General features: G+C 61.3%; 20 protein-coding genes and 1 other RNA gene. 12 read left to right on the top strand and 9 right to left on the bottom strand.

Annotated elements, in window-relative coordinates; genetic code table 11:
* Positions 1–38: 38 nt before the first annotated feature.
* Positions 39–1010, bottom strand: coding sequence for an NAD-dependent epimerase/dehydratase family protein (locus IE091_RS10715; RefSeq protein WP_189463632.1), 972 nt, complete (start codon positions 1008–1010; stop codon positions 39–41).
* 223 nt (positions 1011–1233) lie between these two features.
* Complete coding sequence (rpiA, locus tag IE091_RS10710) at positions 1234–1908, bottom strand: ribose-5-phosphate isomerase RpiA (protein WP_189463631.1); 675 nt, start codon at positions 1906–1908, stop codon at positions 1234–1236.
* A 157-nt stretch (positions 1909–2065) separates the two neighbouring features.
* Here rpiA and ilvA point away from each other — a divergent pair, with 157 nt between their 5' ends.
* Complete coding sequence (gene ilvA / locus IE091_RS10705) at positions 2066–3580, top strand: threonine ammonia-lyase, biosynthetic (RefSeq protein ID WP_039179180.1); 1515 nt, start codon at positions 2066–2068, stop codon at positions 3578–3580.
* 399 nt (positions 3581–3979) lie between these two features.
* On the opposite strand, the gene IE091_RS10700 is transcribed toward ilvA, so the two are convergent.
* The 3 genes from IE091_RS10700 to IE091_RS10690 all read right to left on the bottom strand — a co-directional run bounded on the left by IE091_RS10700 (position 3980) and on the right by IE091_RS10690 (position 5170).
* On the bottom strand, positions 3980–4600 hold the full coding sequence (locus IE091_RS10700; RefSeq protein WP_189463630.1) for a 5-formyltetrahydrofolate cyclo-ligase: 621 nt from the start codon (positions 4598–4600) through the stop codon (positions 3980–3982).
* 20 nt (positions 4601–4620) lie between these two features.
* Positions 4621–4802, bottom strand: a non-coding RNA gene (gene ssrS / locus IE091_RS10695) — 6S RNA.
* A 59-nt stretch (positions 4803–4861) separates the two neighbouring features.
* Entirely contained in the window at positions 4862–5170 is a 309-nt protein-coding gene (locus tag IE091_RS10690) for a cell division protein ZapA (protein ID WP_039179187.1), read from the bottom strand.
* Positions 5171–5338: 168 nt separating this feature from the next.
* On the opposite strand from IE091_RS10690, the gene IE091_RS10685 reads away from it, so the two are divergent.
* From IE091_RS10685 to IE091_RS10670, 4 genes are all read left to right on the top strand, one after another.
* Positions 5339–5917, top strand: a complete 579-nt coding sequence (locus tag IE091_RS10685) for a UPF0149 family protein (protein WP_081193777.1) — start codon at positions 5339–5341, stop codon at positions 5915–5917.
* A gap of 36 nt (positions 5918–5953) precedes the next feature.
* A complete protein-coding gene (pepP, locus tag IE091_RS10680; RefSeq protein ID WP_189463629.1) occupies positions 5954–7291 on the top strand; it encodes a Xaa-Pro aminopeptidase in 1338 nt (445 codons plus the stop codon).
* Between the two features lie 94 nt (positions 7292–7385).
* Positions 7386–8630, top strand: coding sequence for a 2-octaprenyl-6-methoxyphenyl hydroxylase (gene ubiH, locus IE091_RS10675; RefSeq protein WP_189463628.1), 1245 nt, complete (start codon positions 7386–7388; stop codon positions 8628–8630).
* A gap of 50 nt (positions 8631–8680) precedes the next feature.
* The gene (locus tag IE091_RS10670; RefSeq protein WP_144983922.1) at positions 8681–9934 is read left to right on the top strand and encodes a UbiH/UbiF/VisC/COQ6 family ubiquinone biosynthesis hydroxylase; all 1254 of its coding nucleotides are present in this window, start codon (positions 8681–8683) and stop codon (positions 9932–9934) included.
* On the opposite strand, the gene IE091_RS10665 is transcribed toward IE091_RS10670, so the two are convergent.
* The 3 genes from IE091_RS10665 to gpmI form a co-directional block, all read right to left on the bottom strand.
* On the bottom strand, positions 9931–11226 hold the full coding sequence (locus IE091_RS10665) for a S41 family peptidase (protein WP_039179205.1): 1296 nt from the start codon (positions 11224–11226) through the stop codon (positions 9931–9933). The genes IE091_RS10670 and IE091_RS10665 overlap by 4 nt on opposite strands.
* A gap of 100 nt (positions 11227–11326) precedes the next feature.
* Positions 11327–12463 carry a murein hydrolase activator EnvC family protein gene (locus IE091_RS10660; RefSeq protein ID WP_189463627.1) on the bottom strand — a complete coding sequence of 379 codons (1137 nt, stop codon included), beginning with the start codon at positions 12461–12463 and terminating at the stop codon, positions 11327–11329.
* Entirely contained in the window at positions 12463–14025 is a 1563-nt protein-coding gene (gene gpmI, locus IE091_RS10655) for a 2,3-bisphosphoglycerate-independent phosphoglycerate mutase (RefSeq protein WP_189463626.1), read from the bottom strand. The genes IE091_RS10660 and gpmI overlap by 1 nt, the downstream gene beginning before the upstream one ends.
* 252 nt (positions 14026–14277) lie before the next feature.
* Between gpmI and IE091_RS10650 the strand changes: the two genes are divergently transcribed.
* The 7 genes from IE091_RS10650 to ruvX all read left to right on the top strand — a co-directional run bounded on the left by IE091_RS10650 (position 14278) and on the right by ruvX (position 18992).
* Positions 14278–14700, top strand: coding sequence for a rhodanese-like domain-containing protein (locus IE091_RS10650; RefSeq protein WP_189463625.1), 423 nt, complete (start codon positions 14278–14280; stop codon positions 14698–14700).
* Positions 14701–14761: 61 nt separating this feature from the next.
* Positions 14762–15271 carry a protein-export chaperone SecB gene (gene secB, locus IE091_RS10645; protein WP_016915640.1) on the top strand — a complete coding sequence of 170 codons (510 nt, stop codon included), beginning with the start codon at positions 14762–14764 and terminating at the stop codon, positions 15269–15271.
* Between the two features lie 3 nt (positions 15272–15274).
* The gene (locus tag IE091_RS10640) at positions 15275–16042 is read left to right on the top strand and encodes a 16S rRNA (uracil(1498)-N(3))-methyltransferase (protein WP_189463624.1); all 768 of its coding nucleotides are present in this window, start codon (positions 15275–15277) and stop codon (positions 16040–16042) included.
* A gap of 138 nt (positions 16043–16180) precedes the next feature.
* Positions 16181–16885 carry a CvfB family protein gene (locus IE091_RS10635; protein ID WP_039179221.1) on the top strand — a complete coding sequence of 235 codons (705 nt, stop codon included), beginning with the start codon at positions 16181–16183 and terminating at the stop codon, positions 16883–16885.
* Positions 16886–16954: 69 nt separating this feature from the next.
* Positions 16955–17920 (top strand): glutathione synthase, encoded by a 966-nt coding sequence (gshB, locus tag IE091_RS10630; protein ID WP_189463623.1) that lies wholly within the window; start codon positions 16955–16957, stop codon positions 17918–17920.
* 40 nt (positions 17921–17960) lie between these two features.
* Positions 17961–18518 carry a YqgE/AlgH family protein gene (locus tag IE091_RS10625; protein ID WP_039179223.1) on the top strand — a complete coding sequence of 186 codons (558 nt, stop codon included), beginning with the start codon at positions 17961–17963 and terminating at the stop codon, positions 18516–18518.
* Between the two features lie 18 nt (positions 18519–18536).
* The gene (gene ruvX, locus IE091_RS10620; protein ID WP_016915645.1) at positions 18537–18992 is read left to right on the top strand and encodes a Holliday junction resolvase RuvX; all 456 of its coding nucleotides are present in this window, start codon (positions 18537–18539) and stop codon (positions 18990–18992) included.
* A 27-nt stretch (positions 18993–19019) separates the two neighbouring features.
* Here ruvX and IE091_RS10615 read toward each other — a convergent pair whose 3' ends face one another.
* A complete protein-coding gene (locus IE091_RS10615; RefSeq protein WP_016915646.1) occupies positions 19020–20045 on the bottom strand; it encodes an aspartate carbamoyltransferase in 1026 nt (341 codons plus the stop codon).
* Between the last annotated feature and the right edge of the window lie 247 nt (positions 20046–20292).

Raw genomic sequence — 20292 nt, 5'->3', positions numbered from 1 at the left:
GATGCCACCTGTCGTGTCGGAAATTGAAAAGCGGCCTGCTAGGCGTTCAAACGTGTGGGCTCGTCCATGTAGCCCCGTGTTGCGCTGACATGGTGAATCAGCTCGCTTAGTCCTTCTTGCAACGTCCACTTTGGCTCGATGGTCAACCAGTCGTGCAAGCGCTGATTGTTGCCGCACGAGTCGCGAATATCTTCAGCCTTGGCAGGCAAATGCTGGGGAGACAGATGGCAGTGAGTCAGTTGTTGCAATAGGTCGATAAGCCCCAGCAAATCAATTTGCTGGCCTGTCGCCACATTGCATACGCCACATTGTGTACTGATCAGGGCTGCGACGTTGGCGCGGGCGATATCGCCGACATAAATGAAGTCGCGTGATTGCAGTCCATCACCAAAGACGAGAGGAGCTTGATGGTTGAGTAAGCGGTCGAGAAAACGTGCGATGACACCGGCATACGGAGAGTTAGGGTCCTGGCGTGGGCCATAAACGTTAAAGTAACGCAGCCCCAGGCTGGGCAGGCCATGCAAGCTACCCAGCAAAGCGGCATAACGCTCATCCACCCACTTTTCCAGGCCATACGGAGAGAGTGGCTGCAGCGCCGCCTCCTCCAGCAGGGGCAGCTGTGCAGGAATGCCATAGACCGCTGCGGAAGAGGCATAAACGAGTTTGGTGACCTTTGCCGTGGCAGCGGCATGCATGACGTTCAGCGCACCCAGAATATTATGGGTTGCCGACCCGAGCGGGTCCTCGACAGAGCTTGCCACAGACACCTGCGCGGCTAAATGCAGGCAGTGAGTAATGCCTTTCATCGCTGCTTGCACGTCGTCTACACAGCGGATATCGCCAATGACGACGTCTAATAACGGGTGAGTGGGAAGGTTGCCCAAATGGCCGCTAGATAGATTATCCAGCACCCGGACGCGGAAGTTTTCCTGGAGCAGCAGCTCGACGGTGTGAGAGCCGATGAAACCGGCTCCGCCAGTGACGAGTACGTAATGCGGATACGTTAGCATGGACGTTCTCCCGAGGGGCTCAAAGCAGCCATAAGACCCGTGAAACTCGCTTTGAAACTTTGTGTATCTTTATGTTTAATTCAATTACATTTGGATACAAGAATCGGGAGACTGATATTTCTCACACTGCAGGCAGGCTTCTTCTAAGGAGGGGGAGTGCAGCACATCGCGCCGAGAAAAGAGGGCCAGTCATACTGACCCTCAGAAGGATGTCATGGGCAAATTAGCGTAAGGCCGTGCGCTCTACGCCATCCGCTTTACCCAGCAGCAATACATCGGCACCGCGTGCAGCAAACAGGCCGTTGGTGACTACGCCGACGATGCCATTGATACGCGCTTCCATGGCTACCGGGTCGTCGATCATGAAGTTGAAGCAGTCGATGATCTGGTTGCCGTTGTCGGTGATGACGCCCTGACGGTAAACGGGTTCGGCACCGAGTTTGACCAGCTCGCGGGCCACATAAGAGCGCGCCATGGGAATCACTTCTACCGGCAGGGGAAAGTTGCCGAGCTGGGCGACGTATTTCGAGCCATCGGCAATACAGATGAAGCGCTCGGCGCAGGCGGCGACGATCTTTTCACGCGTCAGTGCGGCACCCCCACCTTTGATCATATGCAAGTGAGCATTCACTTCGTCGGCACCGTCGATGTAAAAGGGGACGTTGCCAACGTGATTGAGTTCGAAGACCTCGATACCCTGTGCTTTCAAGCGCTCTGCGCTGGCCTCTGAGCTGGCCACGGCCCCTTTGAAGCGGTCGCGTAACGCGCCCAAACGATCAATGAACAGGTTGGCGGTGGAGCCGGTGCCAATGCCCAGCACGGTGCTTTTTTCGAGATATGGCTCGATTTCATCGAGCGCGGCATCGGCGACAGCGGCTTTTAGTTCGTTTTGTGTCATGATGGAGTCCAATCAGGGTGGGCAGTCGTCCTTAGTATAACGGCCTGAACGCCCGCTGCCGATGGCAACGCCGCTAGACGTTGGCGGCTGTCATCTGCTACCAATAGAGGTTTTGTTCGCACCCGCCAGGGTCACGCCATTTTTCCGGGATATCAGCATGCTCGAAGCAACCGTCAAAAAGATTCTCCAGGCCCGTGTCTACGAAGCGGCCTGCGAGACGCCTATTTCCCCCGCTCCCTTTTTGTCGCGTCGTTTCAACAACCAGATTTTGATCAAGCGCGAAGACTTGCAGCCGGTGTTTTCGTTCAAGATCCGCGGGGCCTACAACAAGATGGCCCAGCTCACGGAAGAACAGAAAGCCAAAGGGGTGATTGCTGCCTCGGCGGGCAACCATGCACAGGGCTTGGCCATGGCGGCCAAATTGATGGGCGTGAAGGCCGTCATCGTGATGCCTCGCATCACGCCGGATATCAAAGTGCAGGCGGTACGTGCGCGGGGTGCAAAAGTGGTGCTGAAGGGCGACGCCTTTGCCGCCGCAGCCGAGCATGCGCAGGAGCTGATCAAGGAGCATGGCTACACCTATATTCCGCCGTTTGACGATATCGACGTCGTGGCGGGCCAGGGCACCATCGGGGTCGAGATCCTGCGCCAGCACAGCGGGCGGCTGGATGCGATTTTCATCCCGGTAGGCGGTGGTGGGCTGATTGCCGGGGTGGCGGCCTACGTGAAATACCTGCGTCCTGATATCAAGATCATTGGCGTCGAGGCCGAGGATAGTGCTTGCTTGAAAGCGGCTCTGGAGGCCGGAGAGCGCGTCGTGCTGGAGCAGGTGGGCGTGTTTGCAGAAGGCGTGGCCGTGGCGCAAATTGGCGACGTGCCGTTCTCACTGGTGCGTGACCTGATCGACGATGTCATTACCGTGAACACCGACGAGATGTGCGCGGCGGTCAAGGACATTTTTGAAGATACCCGTGCCGTGGCGGAAACGTCTGGAGCGCTGTCGTTGGCCGGCCTGAAGAAATACGTGCAGCAGACCGGTGCCGAGGGAGAAACCCTGTTATGCATCAATTCGGGAGCCAACACCAACTTTGACCGCTTGCAGCATATTGCCGAGCGGACGGAGCTGGGTGAGCAACGTGAAGCCATTCTGGCCGTCACCATTGCTGAAAAGCCTGGCAGCTTCAAGAAGTTCTGCCGAACGCTGGGCAAACGTATGGTGACCGAATTCAGCTACCGTTATGCCGATGACAGCGAGGCCCATATCTTTGTTGGCGTGCAGGTAAAACCAGGTGGCGAAGACCGCCTGGCGGTGATCGAAAAGCTGCGCGAAGGCGGGTATCAGGTCGAGGACTTGACCGATAACGAATTGGCAAAGCTGCATATTCGCCATCTCAGTGGTGGTCGTCCCAGCGAGCACTTCGAGGAAGAGCTTTATCGTTTCGAGTTTCCGGAACGCCCAGGGGCTTTGATGAACTTCCTCACCCAACTGCCCCATGACTGGAATATTTCATTGTTCCACTACCGTAATCATGGCGCCGCTTACGGCCGTGTGCTGGTGGGCATGCAGGTGCCCAGTGAGGACCGAACCCACGTGACCGAGTACCTGGATGCCATTGGTTACCGCTATTGGCAGGAGAGCGACAATCCCGCCTATCGGCTTTTCATGGCGTAAATGAATGTAAGTGTTTGCTAACTTCGCAGACAAGGACTGCCCGCCAGGTTCACAAGACTAAAACGTTTAATTAAGGGGTGAAAATAGTGCCAATAGCGGTTGTCACTACCCCCCTTATAGCCCTATAGTCGTCGGCGAAAATAATGAGGTGTGTCATCTTTCCAAAGGCAACCCCTTGGTGACGCACCCAGGGCTACCGGCATTTGGAAAGACGTTGGAGATTAGGCATGCGGCGAAGAAAACCTGATATGGTCATGGCGCTAACCGTGGTGTTTCTACTGGGGGTTTTGGCGACTGGCTATGCCCAGGCAATATCGGGAAGTTGATCGATGGTAGCAGGGTAGAGCGGTATCGACGTCGCGAGCCTGCAAAAGGTCAAACAAGAGGGCTGATCATGGATCAGCCCTTTTTTATGGGGCGTACCGTGGCTTGATCGCTGACCACGGCCGTGAGCGGAATATCCCAGGGCTCCAACGGCAGCTGGTCGACCTGTTGGCAAGCGTGTGCCACCCCAATCAAGGCGGGAGCCGGGCCAGGTCTGCGCATGAAGGCCAGGCTGCGGTCGTAAAACCCTCCCCCCATGCCCATGCGGTTGGCCTGCTGGTCGAACCCGACCAGCGGTACGATCAGCGTATCCAGTGCCCAGGCGGGTAGCCGATGGCCACGGTGGGCAGCAAACCGTGGGCAGGGCTCGGCAATGCCGAAACGATTCTTGACCATGGGGGTATGCTGGTCGTAACGCACGAACCATAGGCTGTTGGCGCTGAAAGGGCGTAGCACAGGAAGGTAGATCGTGGTGTGTCGCTGGCGAAGCCATGCGATCAGGGGCGTCGGGTCGATTTCGCCATGGATCGGCAGGTAGAGACTGATGCGTTTGGCGCGTCTGATTTCGGGCTGACGCCTCAGGCGCTGGCAGAGTGAGCGAGCCGCCTGCCGTTGCTGTTTGGCGGTCAGCGCCTTGCGTCTACGTTTGAGTTCTCGGCGCAGGGCCTGCTTCTCATCGGGCGTCGTATGCGTCATCGCTATCAGGCCATGTTGAAGTGTTCCCCAGAATGCCGCTGTCGTTCTGGCCCTGAACCTATTGGTTCAGGTGGGTGGCCGCAGCCAGACCGTCAGGCTTTCCGACGCACGGACATGCACACGGGTCTGGCTAGCATTTGGCCCCCTGGTACTGCGTATAGGCTCGAGGGACTATAACGACTGGCGCACATTCCAGAGAACGTCCCTATCCTAACAGAGGCGCTGCCAATGCCAAAGCATCCATGCCCCGAACGGCTCTCTTTACGCGTCCGTTGGCTTGCGAGTACCTGCCAACGCTCGTTCGAGGCGCTCATTCAAGCGGCTCAGGTTGGCCTCACCCGCGCGGTGCTCGTCCAGCGCTTCCAGCAATTCATGGGTAATGTTCAAGGCGGCCATGATGGCAATGCGCTCGTTGCCCAACACGCTGCTCTGCGCGTGAATACCGTGCATGGCTCTGTCCAGGTAGCGAGCTGCGCGCTCCAGCTGCACCTCCTGACCGCTATCGCAGGCAATGACATAGCTGCGCCCCAATAGGGTGATCTCTTTCGTTGGCCGCTTGGCGGTACTCATCATTGACTCCAGCACGGGCCAGTCAGGGCCCCAATGCGTTAACATCACATAAATAGGATGGATAGACGATATTCACTATAAGAGAGCCGCTCGTACGGGGTCAACGCACGTACCGGCCGCGCTCTGCGCAGAATCTTACTCTGACTTTTGCTAAAGCGAGCACAAAACATGTCATTGATTGACGAGCGCCAGGATTTTTCTGACGTGGCGGATGTATTTTTATTGCACGGGAGCATGCAGTCTCCCGCTTTTCTGGATGGGCGCCTGTGTGGCCTGCTGGCGCTGCGTGACGTGAGCGCCGAAGGGTGGCTGGAAGAGGTCTGCCTGGGGCTTGGTGTCGAGCAACCCCGAGATCAGGCAAGCGCAGAGCGACTGTTGGGCTGGCGACGCCAGACGCTGGAAGCCTTGAGCGCCAGCGATATGAACTACGCGCCGCTGCTGCCGGATGAGCTGTTTTCGCTTGCCGAACAGGCCCAAGGGCTCAAGGAGTGGACGTTGGGCTTCATGGAAGTCGTCGAAGAAGTGGCCGATGACACGCTGCGAGAGCGCTGGTCGCAGACCCTGCGTGAGGCCATCGAAGATCTGGCGGGGCTGAGTCAGATCGAAACCGATATCGACGATAGCCCGGACAACGAGAACGATCTGTTTGCCCTGACCGAGCACGCACGGATGGCGGCCATGCTGCTGTATACCGAGCAGCACCCGGGCCAGCCCCAGGTCGAGCAGGTCGACGCCCCCGTCCACTGATATCTGACTGTTCTTCAGGATATGCAAGGAGCCACTATGTTGCCTGAGCTATTGCCGCGCCCCGCGCCCATTGGGCCCGACGAGTACCGCCAGCGGCGTGAGGCGCTGATGGCCCAGCTGCCGCCGAACGCGGCCATGCTGATCCCCGGTGCGTCGCTGGTGACGCGCTCCCACGACAGCGAATACCGCTTCCGACAGCAGAGCGACTTTTACTACCTCACGGGCCTGCAAGAGCCCGACGGCCTGCTGGTGCTGCTGCCTGGGCGTGCCGAAGGCAGCAGCGTGGTGTTCTGCCAGGACCGGGACCCCACGCTGGAGGCCTGGACGGGCCGTCGGTTGGGTGCAGGCGGGGTGGAACAGCAGTTGGGGATCGACCAGGCCTTCGAGAACGCCCAGCGCGATGTGCAACTGGCAGCGCTGCTCGATGGCCGCGCACTGCTCTACGCGCCGCTGGACAATCCCGAAGCGACCAGCCTGCTGGAAGAGGCGCTGGCCCAGGCTCAGGCGGGCGTGCGCCGAGGCAAGCCTGCCTTGAAAGGCTGGCTGGATTGCCGTCCACTCATCCATGAGATGCGGCTGTTCAAGAGTCCGGCCGAAATCGCCCTGCTGCGCCACGCGGCGGCCATTTCTGCTCAGGCCCATGTGCGTGCCATGCACACCTGCCGGGCAGGGCTGCATGAGTATCAGCTTCAGGCCGAGCTGGAGCATGCGTTCATGTGGCAAGGGGCCAGTGGTCCCGCTTATAGCACCATCGTGGGCGGCGGCGCCAACGCCTGTGTGCTGCACTATATTGAAAACAGCGATGCGCTGGAGGCAGGGGCGCTGGTGCTGATCGATGCGGGCGCCGAGTTCGATCTCTACGCTGGCGACATCACCCGCACTTTCCCGGTCTCCGGTCGCTTCAGCGATGCCCAGCGAGCGCTCTACCAGGTGGTGCTTGAGGCTCAGGAGCGCGCTGTGAACGCCGTCGCTCCAGGCGCTACCCTGGCCGATATTCATCAAGGGGTCGTGCACGATTTGACCAAGGGCCTTATCGACCTGGGGCTTTTGGAAGGCGAGGTGCAGGCACGTATCGATGACGAGAGCTATCGACGCTTTTATCTGCACTCCACGTCGCACTGGCTGGGTCTGGACGTCCACGATGTGGGGACCTATCGACTCGATGAAAACACGCCCAGGCCGCTGGCGCCGGGCATGGTACTGACCATTGAGCCGGGCCTGTATATCCCTTGTGATGACGATATTCCTACGGCTTACCGTGGGATCGGTATTCGTATCGAAGACAACGTGGTGGTCACTGCCCTTGGGGGAGAGGTGATCACCGGCGGAGTTCCCAAGCAGGTCGAGGCCATTGAGCAATTGATGGCTAAATAGTGACCAGTCGACAAAGTCGATGAGGTCGTTATGTAAATTACGTTATGGGTTACGATGATTCGCGTGGGCTGAACAGCCAAGCCAGGAGAGGTGAATGCAGGTGTCCGCAGCGGTAACAGAAGCTTCCAGTGAGCGGCCTGCCACTCACGATATCGTGATCGTGGGGGGGGGCCTGGTAGGCGCCAGCCTGGGGTGCGCCCTCGCACCTCTGATAGAGCGTTTTGGGTGGCGCGTGGCCATCATCGAGGCCAAGGCACTGCCCGACACGAGCGACCAGGCCACTTGGCAGCCCAGCTTCGATGCGCGTGCCAGCGCCATTGCCGAGGGTTCCGCCCAGCGCTTTCGCCAACTGGGCGTGTGGCAGGAGATGCAGGCCGAGGCCTCGCCCATCCAGCGCATTCATATCAGCGAGCGCGGACGTTTGGGGGCGACGCGCCTGAGCGCGGAAGAGCTGGGCGTCGAGGCGCTGGGGCATGTGATTCCCAACGCTTGGATGGGGCAGGTGCTGCACCGTCGATTGCAGCAACTCCCCATCGAGTGGCACTGCCCCGCCTCGGTCACGTCGCTGACCCCGCAGGCAGGGGGGCAGCATCATCTTCGCCTGTCGAATGGCAGTGAACTGACTGCCACGCTGACGTTACTGGCCGACGGAGGCCGCTCGGGCTTGAAAGAGCAGTTGGGCATTCAGAGCCGTCGTCACTCTTATGAACAAACCGCCGTGATTGCCCATGTGGGGGTCAGTCAGCCGCACCACGGGGTCGCCTACGAGCGCTTCACCGCAGACGGCCCCATTGCGCTGTTGCCCTTGCCCGGTCAGGCCATGGAGCTGGTCTGGACACACCCCAGCGGGGGTGAGCAGGCGCGCATGGCGCTGTCTGAGCAGGCGTTCTTGAGCCAGCTGCAGCAAGCGTTCGGCGACCGGGTAGGCCGCTTCAATCGGCTGGGGCAGCGTTATTGCTATCCGCTTTCGCTGGTGACTGCCGAAGAGCCGGTAAGGCCGGGGCTAGCGGTGCTTGGCAATGCTGCGCACGCGCTGCACCCCGTGGCTGGGCAGGGCTTCAATCTTGCACTGCGCTCCGTGATGGATCTGGTCGAGGCGCTGGCCCAGGCTGCCCAACACCAGCAGCCCTTGGGCAGTCTGGCAATCCTGGCGGCTTTCGAGCGCCGTCGTGCCCATGACCGTGCCAACGTCATCCGTTTCAGCGATGGCCTAGTGCGGCTGTTCGGTGCTTCGCTGCCACTGCTGCCCCATGCCCGTGGTGCCGGATTGATCGGCCTGAACCTGGTGGGGCCGCTGCGCCGGGGGTTGGCACGGCGAGCCATGGGGCTAGAACGATAGCGCTGGGACGATAGCGCGCACCACTGGCGCTGACACATTAAGGATTGGCTATGACGATTCAAGCAGAACAGGGAACCACGGTCACGCGTTTCGATGCGGTGGTGGTGGGGGCCGGCATGGTCGGGGCCAGCGTGGCAGGGTTGCTGGCCAAGGCTGGTATGCAGGTCGCGCTGGTCGAGGCCCGTGAGAAGCCTCTGCAGTTGGAAGGGGTGGCCCAGGCGCTACCGGCGCCCCGTGTCAGCGCCCTGACGCCGGTGTCACAGCGGCTGTTGAACCATCTGGGCGCCTGGCCTGCCATGGCGGCGAGGCGTATCACTCCTTACCGTTACATGCAGGTATGGGACGCCGAGGGCAGTGGCAACATCCACTTTTCGGCGGACGAGGCGGGCACCGCCGTGCTGGGGCATATCGTCGAGAACGACGTGACCCTGGCCGCACTCAATGCACAGCTGGCCAACCTGCCGACGTTGACCCGGCTGAATGGCGTGCGCGTCTCCGCGCTGCAGACCAGTTCCAAAGGGCGCTGGCTGGTATTGGAGGATGGCCGCCAGCTGGAAACCCCGCTGCTAGTGGCGGCCGATGGTGCGCGCTCTGTGCTGCGCGAACTGGCGGGCATCGAGGTGGCAGAGGAGTCCATGGGCCAGGAAGCGGTGGTCACCACCGTGCGCTGTGAGCACGCCCATGGAGCGACGGCCCGTCAGGCCTTCGTAAGCGGCAGCCCGCTGGCTTTCCTGCCGTTGACCGTGGACGGCGATGATCGGCTGTGCTCGATTGTGTGGTCCGTGCCACCCGAGCAGGCGGCCCGGCTTGAGTCGCTGGCACCGCAAGCGCTGGGAGAGGACTTGGGTCGCGCCTTCGATCACCGTCTGGGGGCTGTCACGGTGCTCGATCGAGCCTATCGCTTTGCGCTGGTACAACGCCACGCCCGCCGCTATGTGCAGGAGCACTTTGCCCTGGTGGGGGATGCGGCGCACAGCATTCACCCCTTGGCGGGGCAAGGGGTGAACCTTGGGCTGATGGATGCGGCGGTGTTGGCGGAAGAAGTGGTTGCTGCCTGGCGGCGTGGCTCGCCCTGGGGCAGCCTGACCATCCTGTCGCGCTACGAACGCCGCCGTCGTCCCGACAATACGGCCATGCTGGCCCTGATGAAGGGCTTCAAGGGGCTGTTTGGCAGTCAGCAGCCGGGCCTGACCCTGCTGCGTAATGTCGGCATGAGAGGCATGAACCAGTGGGTGCCACTCAAGCGGCTCATCATGCGGCAGGCCACCGGTGAAAGAGGTCGCCTGCCGAGCACGTGCCGTTAGCGGCGCCGGTCGACAACATTGAGCGCTTTCAACAGGTTGAGCGCTTCGCTGAGCTGATAGTCGTCGCGCAACCGCTGCGACATGGCAGCGCGCTCGCGAGGCTGGTTCTGACTGCCCAGATGCCCTTCCAGGTCGGCTTCGCGCAGTTCACGGCGGCTTTCGGCCACTTCCAGGCGGCCACGCACCACTTCCACGTCCGGCTCGATGCCCTGGGCCTGGATGGAGCGGCCATTGGGCGTGTAGTACAGCGCCGTGGTCAGCTTCAGCCCTTCGCCATTGCCTAGCGGCATGATCTGCTGCACCGACCCTTTGCCAAAGCTTTCGGTGCCCATGATGACTCCACGGCGCTGGTCCTGAAGCGCACCCGCCACGATCTCTGCGGCGGAGGCGCTGCCGCTGTTGATCAGCACCACGAGCGGTACATCACGCGCAGGCGTATCGGGCGATGCCGAAAAGGACATCTCGGTATCCGACAGGCGACCTTCGGTATACACGATCAGCCCGCTATCCAGGAAGAGATCGGCCACGCCCACCGCCGCCTGCAGTACCCCGCCAGGGTTGTTACGTAAATCCAGAATCAGGCCTTCGAGCGGCTGTTCGCGTGCCATGCGCTCGAGGGCGCGGCGTGCCTGCTCCGGCGTGCGTGATTGGAACTGGCTGATACGTAAATAGCCGTAGCCAGGCTCCAGGGTTTCATGGCGCACGCTTTCGCTACGGATGATTTCACGGGTCAGCGTAAGGTCTCGTGGGGTATCTTCGCCCGCGCGCAGAATGGACAGCCGCAGCTGGCTGCCCGGCTCGCCCCGCATCAGGTTGACGGCTTCCTGCAAGGAGAGGTTATCGGTGGGTGTGCCATCGATGGCGATGATGATGTCCCGCGACAGCAGGCCCGCGCGGGAGGCCGGTGTATCGTCGATGGGAGTGATCACCATGAGTTGACCATTCTCGGTGCCGACTTCGATGCCGATGCCGCCGAACTCGCCCTGGGTGGACTCGCGAAGGCTCTGGTACTCGTTGGCATCCAGGTAGGCCGAGTGAGGGTCCAGCTCGCTGAGCATGCCACGCATGGCATTGCGCAGCAGCGTGCGATCATCCACTTCCTCGACATAGGCCCGTTTGATGCGTTCGAACACCTCGGCGAAGGTCTGGATCTCTTCCAGCGGAAGGTCGTCGGCGACGCTATTGGCCGTTTGAGCCGCCAAGGGTAAGGGAGCTGCCAGCAGCGCGAGCGGAAGCAGGGTCGCCAAGAAACGCTTGGCAGGGGCCGATACCTCGGTTACAGATAGCGTCATGCGTACTCCGCAAGGCGAAAGGCAGCGCCGCAGGGCGCCGCAGGGGTTGAGACGATTGGCGCGACACCTTCATGGATGCCGCTACTATCAGCTTATCCCGTCAACGTCGTGCAATCCAACGTTGCGGGTTAATTGGTGCGCCCCCTCGCCGCACTTCGAAATAGAGCGCGGACGAAGGCTGCCCTCCGCTGTTGCCCACTCGGCCGATGCGGTCGCCTCGGTTCACTTGCTGGCCCGGGCGGGCATCGAACTGCTGAAGGTGGGCATACAGGGTCATGATCTGATCACCATGATCGATGATCATCAGGTTGCCGAACCCCCGCATCCAGTCCGCAAAGACCACCCGCCCAGAGTGGACGGCCGTGACCGCCGTGCCGGCGCCCGCTTGAATCACGATACCGTTGTAATGCACGCCCTGACGGCGTTGGAAGCTGGCCGTGATGGCGCCCTGTACTGGCCAGGGCAGGTCGCCCTGGGTGCGGGTGATGTTGGTGGAGGGCGTCGGTTCGGCCAGTCGGGCAAGCTCGGCCTGGATGGCGCGTAGCTGCTGTTCGGCCTGCTCGCGGCTCTGGCTGAGATCGGCCAGACGGTCGGCTTCGCTCTCGTAACGGTCATCCAGCGTGGTCACGACGCTGCGCCGCTCCTCCGTGCGGCGGGCCAGCAGCGCACTCTGCGCTTCCAGCTCGTCCGCCAGGGTATCCAGCCGGGTCTGGCGCTCGGCCAGCGCCTGCTCGGTATCCACCAGCGCGGTATCCAGGCGGGCAATGTCGCCCAGGCGACGTTGCCGCGCCTGCGTCAAGCGGTTCAAGTAGGCCTGCATGCGGTCCAGCTCGGCGGGGTTGCTCTGGTTCAACAGCAGCTTGAGCTGAGGGGTGGGCCCCAGCCGGTAGAGGGCCGCCAGCTGCTGGCCCAGCGCTGCGTATTGCGCCGCTCTTTCCTGCTCGAGCCGCTCACGGTGCTGGCGCAGTTGCTCGCTCTCTTCGTTCAGTTGGCGGCGTTCCCCCTGCAGCTGGTCCAGACGCTGGTGCGTTTGGGCCAGCTCCGTCTCGACGGCACGCAGAGCCTGTTGGGCGCTGTCACGGGCCTGGTCCGTCACGCCCAACTGCTGGGTCATGGCATCGATTTGCTGGCCCAGCGCATCCAGCTGCTGCTGGGCGGCACGCTCATCCTGCGCGACGGCAGCGGGCGTGCCCAGCATCAGCAGCGCCAGCAAGGGCAGCCGTTGCCACGATGGCATTAGGCGAAGCGCAGCAGTGACTGGCCCGTCATCGCGTCTGGCTGTGGCTGATGCATCATCGCCAGCAGCGTGGGTGCCAAATCGCACAGACGGCCGTCCGACAGCTGAGCCTCGCGCTCACCGACGTAGATCAGCGGTACCACGAAGGTGGTGTGAGCGGTTTGCGGCTCGCCGGTCACCGGGTGCACCATCTGTTCGGCATTGCCGTGGTCGGCGGTGATCAGGCAGGCGCCACCGGCCCGCTCGATGGCCTCCACGACCCGCCCAACGCAGGTGTCGACGGTTTCAATGGCCTTGACGGCGGCGGCAAAATCCCCCGTGTGACCGACCATGTCGCCGTTGGCGTAGTTGCACACCATCAGGTCGAAGCGGCCGCTGTCGATGGCGTCCACCAGCTTGTCGGTGATGTCGAACGCGCTCATTTCCGGCTTTTCGTCGTAGGTTTTCACATCACGAGGCGACGGCACCAGGATACGTTCTTCGCCGTCATACTCGGCTTCGTTACCCCCCGAGAAAAAGAACGTCACATGAGGGTACTTCTCGGTTTCGGCGATGCGCAGCTGGGTCAGGCCGCGCTTGGACACCACTTCGCCCAGCGTATCGGTGAGGTCGGTGGGGGGGAACGCCGCCGGAGCGGCAATGTCGGCGGCGTACTGGGTCATCATCACCAGGCCGTCACCCGCCAGGGCAGGCCGGGTCTGGCGCTGGAAACCGGTAAAATCTGCATCGGTGAAGGCGCGGGTCAGTTCGCGGGCCCGGTCAGAGCGGAAGTTCAGAAAAATCGCCGCGTCGCCATCTTGTAACGTCATGGCGCTACCGTTGACGGGAATGCTGGTGGCCGCCACGAACTCGTCGGTTTCACCACGCGCGTAGGCATCCCGCAGGCCGCTTTCAGCGCTGGTGGCGGTATGCTCGGCGTGCCCTTCAGTGAGCAGGCGGTAGGCCTGCTCGACCCGCTCCCAGCGGTTGTCTCTGTCCATGGCGAAGAAGCGGCCAATGATGGAGGCCACGAAGCCGTTGTCGGCACCGACCAGTTCGGCAAGCCGGGCATTGGCGCGCTCGATGGAGGCCAGCGCGCTTTGCGGGGGCATATCGCGGCCATCCAGGAAGGCGTGCACGTAGATTCGCTGAGCGCCGCGCCGTGCTGCCAGTTCCGCTACGGCAATGAAGTGGTCTTCATGGCTGTGTACGCCTCCAGGGGAGAGCAGGCCCAGCAAATGTACCGCTTTGCCGTTGGCCACGGCGTCGTCGATAGGTTTGGTCAGCACGCCATTGGTATCCAGGTCGCCATCCTCGATGGCCTTGGTGATCCGCGTGAAGTCCTGGTACACGATGCGCCCAGCTCCCAGGTTCATGTGGCCCACTTCCGAGTTGCCCATCTGCCCATCGGGCAGCCCCACATGGCGGCCATCGGTGTGTACGAAGGCGTGGGGGCGTTTGGCCCACAGAGCATCCATGTTCGGGGTATGGGCGGCAGCCACGGCGTTATGTGCGCTATCGGGGTTGTGGCCATAGCCGTCCAGGATGATCAGGGCGACGGGGCGGGGTGCAGATGATGCCATGAGAAACCTCGTTATATGGGTCAGCCAAGCAACGAAAAGTGCTGTTTGAAACGCTGGCAATGGCCATTCAGCCAGTTTTCAGACAGTACCTGAGAAACAGGGTCGCGGCGGGCGCGTGCTTGGGGCATCATAACGCAGGCAGCCGCTGGGCGTCATGGCCTGCGCGGTATGCCCTGTGACGTGTATACTTGTCGCGTTTCTGATGGCGGCCAGGCCGCTTTTTTCTGCATAGACCAAGAGATTGTGTTCGCGATGATCGATCAGCTGTTCGAATTCGTAATGAACCACCCCCTGTTGGTGGGGGCATTTTTGCTGGTGCTCACGGCGTGGATTGTCTACGAAACGCGTAGCGCTGCCTCGAATGCCGTGTCCTCTAGCCAGGCCACCCAGCTCATCAACCGCGAAGATGCGGTGGTGGTGGACATTCGTGAAAGCAAAGACTTCAAGGCGGGGCATATCGCCGGTGCACGCAACATTCCGCAGAGCAGCCTCGATAGCCGCATGAACGAGCTGGAGAAAGTCAAAAGCCAGCCGATCATCGTGGTGTGCAAGCATGGCCAAAGCTCGGGTGCCGCACAAGCCAAGCTGTTCAAGGCGGGCTTCGAGCGGGCCACGAAGTTGCGTGGTGGCATGATGCAGTGGCAGGCCGATGGCCTTCCCGTAGTGAAGAAGTAAACGACGAAAGCGGCCTCTGGGCCGCACGCTTTTTTATTGAATGAATAACGAGGAGTCTCCCATGGCGGAAGATAACAACACCCCGCAGGCCGGTGCCGCTGAAGGCGAAAAGCCGCAGCTGAAATTCTCTTTGCAGCGTATTTACGTGAAAGACATTTCCTTCGAAGCGCCGAACTCTCCTTCCGTGTTCAAGCAGGCGTTCAAGCCCAAGGTCAATCTGGATCTGAACACTACCAGCCAGAAAGTGGCTGACGACCAGTACGAAGTCGTGGTCAAGGTCACCGCCCAGGTGAATGACAGCGAGTCCGGCACCACGTCGTTCCTGGCCGAAGTCGAGCAGGCTGGCCTGTTCCGTATTTCCGGCATCGAAGGTGCGCAGCTGGAGCAGACGTTAGGCGCCTTCTGTCCTAACCTGCTGTTTCCTTACGCCCGTGAGTGTATCGACAACCTGGTCAACCGTGGCGGCTTCCCTGCGCTGATGCTGGCGCCGGTCAACTTCGAAGCCATGTACGCCCAGCGCAAGCAGCGTGAAGCGCAGCAGGCAAGCCAGGCTGCCGAGAACACCCACTAAGCCATGCTCGAAGCGCATTCGGCAGCACACTGGCTCGCCACGCACGGCAAGATGCCGCGCCTTCATGTGCCCACCGAGCTGCGTGTCGGGGCAACCGTCACGCTGCCGGAAGGCCCTGCCAAGCACGTTACCCGCGTGCTGCGCATGGGGGAGGGCGCGGCACTGATCCTGTTCGACGGGGCGGGCCAGGAGGCAGGCGTTCGGCTGGCGGAGGTGGGGCGAAAACAGACCACCGCAACCGTCGAGTCGGTATGGCCAGGCAGCGCGGAGTCTCCGCTAGCGGTGCATCTGGGCCAGGCGATTTCCAAGGGAGATCGCATGGACTATGCCATTCAGAAAGCCGTGGAGCTGGGCGTCGCTGCCATCACCCCACTCTATACCGAGCGGGGGGATGTTCGCCTGAAAGGCGACCGAGAAGAGAAGAAGCTGGCCCATTGGCAGGCGGTGGCTGCCAGCGCCTGTGAGCAAAGTGGGCGTGCAGTGGTGCCTCCCGTGTACCCGCCGCAGGGGCTGGAGGAGTGGCTGGCCGAACGGCAAGAGCCGCTGCGCCTGATGCTTCATCTGGCCACGGGCAATGGCTTTGCACAGTCGTCTCGGCCCGCTTCGGCAGCGTTGCTGATTGGCCCCGAAGGAGGGCTCAGCGAGACCGATATCGCTGCGGCCACCGCCAGCGACTTTACGCCGCTGACATTAGGGCCCCGTGTACTGCGTACGGAAACCGCACCAGTCGTCGCGCTGACCCTCCTGCAGCATCATTTCGGCGATTTGTAAGCGCTTACTGTCAGCCGCTGCCGCATTTTCTGTGGCAGCGGCTTTTGTATAGCAGGCTGTCAGGCCGAATACGGCCTCGCTTTGGCTAGCGTTAGCAAGGTACGCTACCGATTCTCAACCCTTCGCAAGGACACCTCCATGGCCCGTGAGTCCCATGCCTCTCCCCGTTCTGCCAGCGATGCGACTGCCCAGCTGGGAGAAGTCGCTTACTTGACCGTGACGGCAGTGAACAGTACGGGCGCCTTTCTGCGTTGGGGCCAGCCCAAGGACGTGCTGCTGCCCTATAGCGAACAGCGTTTTCGCCCGGATCCCGGCAAGCGCGTACTGGTCATGCTGTATAGCGATGACCAGGGGCGTCCCGTGGCATCCATGCGATTGGACCGCTTCCTGAGCGACGACGCCTGGGCGCTGTCGCAGGGTGATGAGGTCACGGTAGTGGTGGCCGATCGCACGGACCTGGGCATGAAAGTGGTGGTCGAGCACCGTTACTGGGGATTGATCTATCAGGACGACATGACCCAGCCGCTGCGCCGAGGGCAGACGCTGAAAGGCTATGTAAAACAGCGTCGCGAGGATGGCCGAGTCGATATCTCGCTGCTGCCGCCGGGGGCGGCACGCCTCGATGTGGTGGGTGACAAGATACTGCAAGCGCTGCGCGAAAGCGGCGGCTACTTGCCGCTGGGCGATAAAAGCGATGCCCACGCCATCAAGGCGCGCCTGGGGGTGAGCAAGAGCGCCTACAAACAAGCGATCGGGCGGCTTTACAAGCAACAGCTGATCACCCTGGCCCCCGATGCCATTCGCCTGGTGCCTGGCGCGCTCTCCGAAACCGCAGACAAATAGCCGCGGTTGGAGCCGTGCCTGCAGTACGGCATACTGAATAATGATTGTTCCTGCATGGACGGTATTTCGATGAGCCACTCAACGTTGCATCTCGGTGTCGTGATGGACCCGATCAGTGACATCGCCTACAAGAAAGACACCACCCTGGCGATGCTGTGGGCTGCCCAGGAGCGCGGCTATACCTTGCACTACATGGAGCAGGAAGATCTGTTCTTGAACGCAGGGCAGGCCTACGCACGCATGCGTCCATTGACCGTGCATCGTGATCCTGCGCATTGGTACGACCTTGGCGAAGCAGTTCAGCGGCCACTGGCAGAATTGGACGCCGTGCTGATGCGCAAGGACCCGCCGGTAGATGCCGAGTTCATCAATGCGGTGCACCTGCTGGGCTTTGCCGAACGCGAGGGAGTGCTGGTGGTGAACCCCACCGCCGCCTTGCTGCAGTGTAACGAGAAGCTCTTTGCCCAGCAGTTTCCGCAATGCTGCGCGCCAACGGTCGTGGCCAGCCGTGATGACGTGCTGCGTGCCTTCCACGCCGAGCATGGCGACGTGATCTTCAAGCCGCTCGACGGCATGGGTGGCACGGGCATTTTTCATATCGGCCCTGATGGCCGCAACATTGGCGCCGTCATCGAGCAGCTGACGCTGCGCGGTCAGCGTCAGATCATGGCGCAGCGCTACTTGCCGGAAATCAAACACGGCGATACCCGTATTCTGCTGGTCGATGGCGAGCCTGTGCCCTTCGGGCTGGCGCGCATCCCCTCGGCGGGAGAGACCCGCGGCAACCTGGCCGCCGGTGGGCGTGGCGTGAGTCGCGAGCTGACCGAGCGTGATCACTGGCTGATCCAGCAGGTACAGCCGCTGATCCGTGAGAAAGGGCTGATGTTCGTGGGTCTGGATGTCATCGGTGACTACATCACCGAGATCAACGTGACCAGTCCCACCTGCGTGCGGGAAATCGACGATCAGCGCGGCACCGACATCGCCGGCATGCTGCTGGACGCCATCGAGCGTCGCCTTGCTTCCGCCCAATAACGCCCGACTTGCTGATTCAGCGGCAAGCCATAGGAGACGCATGCAAAGCTTAAAACACCATTTTTTAATGGCCATGCCGCATCTGGACGACCCCAACTTTGCGGGCAGCCTGGTGTACTTGTGTGACCATGACCACAATGGTTGCATGGGGGTGATTACCAACCGCCCCTTGGAGATCACGCTGGATGCGCTGTTCGAACAGCTCTCCCTGGGGGGCGATGAGAGCCCGCACCGCAATGCGCCTGTCTATTACGGTGGCCCCACCCATAAAGACCGTGGCTTTATCCTGCACGAAGGGGATAGCCAGGCGTGGGATTCCAGCGTCCAGGTAGAAGATGGCATTGCCCTCACCACGTCCATGGATATTCTTCAGGCGCTGGCGGATGGCACGGGGCCAGAGCACTTCCTCGTGTGCCTGGGGTGCGCGGGCTGGGAAGTAGGACAGCTGGAGGATGAGCTCAAGGACAACGCCTGGTTGACGGTGGAGGGCCAGCCAAGCGTGCTGTTCGACACCCCTCCCGCCGAGCGCTTGGCCGCTGCCGCTGGCCTGCTGGGCGTCGATCTCAACCTGATGACCCGTGACGCCGGTCACGCATGACGAAGGGGCAGTAACGCGATGGCCGACAGTGGGGAGCGCCTGATCCTGGCATTCGATTATGGAACGCGGCGCATCGGTGTGGCGGTAGGCAATGAGCTGCTCAACAGCGCCCGCGAGCTGACGCCTCTCCCTGCACGGGATGGCATTCCTGACTGGAACGTGGTGTCTCGTCTGGTTCAGGAGTGGCAGCCCGACTTGTTCGTGGTCGGGCTACCGTTGAATATGGATGGTAGCGAATCGCCCATGAGTACCCGTGCGCGCAAGTTTGGCAACCGCCTGCATGGGCGTTATGGCAAGCCGTGCGAAATGGTCGATGAGCGTGGCTCTACCCGTGAAGCCAAGCAGATCGCCCACGCATCGGGACATCGCGGCAACTATCGTCAGCAGAGCGTGGACGGCATCGCTGCCGTGCTGATTCTGGAAGGCTGGTTCGCCCACCGGGAAGGCCTTCCCGGTGGGCGAACCGCGCACTGAGCGTTTAGCTGCTCAGCCGTCTGCTCCTCAGCGGTCCAGCGTGCCAATTTGCGGCGGTACGAACCAGCGTACTGGCCGCATGTCCTGCTCGATCAGCTCGTCCACTTTCAAGAGCGTGGCAAAAATGGCCATCCGCATGGGGATGCCGTTATCTGTCTGGCGGAAGATCGCCAGGCGCGGATCGCCATTCAAATCGACGTTCAAATCATTGGCGCCTGGACGGCTATCGCGCGGTAGCGGGTGCATCACGATCGTGCTTTGGCTGCAGCGGTGATCCAGAAAATCGCGATTGACCATGAAGTCATCGGAAAGCCCCTGGAAGCTCTCGTTCATTTCATCCGTGAAGCGCTCCTTCTGGATGCGTGTCGTATAGACGACGTCCAGATCCGAGAAGTCGCTGGCCAGGGAGTCGCGCTGCTCGATGCGATGGCCCCGCGATGCCACCAGATCCACCAGATAAGACGGCATTTCCAGGCCGGGTGGGGAGACCAGCGTTATCCGCAGCGGATCATAAAGCGATAGCAGCTTGATCAGCGAATGCACCGTGCGCCCGTATTTCAAATCCCCGGTCAGTAGAATGTGGGCACCACTCAGGCGCTTGCCCAACCGCTGGAACTCCTTGTCGATGGTATAAAGATCCAGCAGCGCCTGGCTTGGGTGCTCGCCTGGACCATCACCACCGTTGATGACCGGCACATGCGTTGCGGCGGCAAACTCGGCAACCGACCCTTGATCCGGGTGGCGCATGACGATGGCATCACAGTAGCCGCTCATTACCCTGCTGGTGTCGTACAAGGATTCGCCCTTGGCCATGGACGAGAAGGTAAAGCCCGTGGTGTCACAGACACTGCCTCCCAGACGGCAGAAAGCCGCATTGAAACTCACCCGCGTCCGCGTACTGGCTTCGAAGAACAGGTTGCCCAGTACCGCACCTTCCAGCACTCGCGTGACCTGACGGCGACTGGCAATCGGCTCCATGCGTGCGGCCACCCGTAACAGGTGATCAACGCTTTCGCGATTTAATGAATCGACGGTTAACAAGTGCTGGCTCATCGAAGACCTCATATCCGTAGGTGCAATAGATGTGGCGAATGTTGCGGAGTGCCAAGTGTAACCGCCAAACAGTAAGCGCCGAAGTGCTTTCCACGGGTTGTGTGATCGCGTGGGCGACTTTTTTTGACTATTTGGTAAATACCCCTTGCCAACCCGGCAGCGAATCCGTAAAGTACGCATCCGCTGCCGGGGACGCCAAGCGTTACCAGCGGTGAAGAAGGTTGAAAAACCTTCGGTTTGTCAGGAA

The organism is Vreelandella hamiltonii (assembly GCF_014651775.1).
Classification (GTDB): Bacteria; Pseudomonadota; Gammaproteobacteria; order Pseudomonadales; family Halomonadaceae; genus Vreelandella; species Vreelandella hamiltonii.
This window is presented reverse-complemented; position numbering and strand designations above follow the sequence as displayed.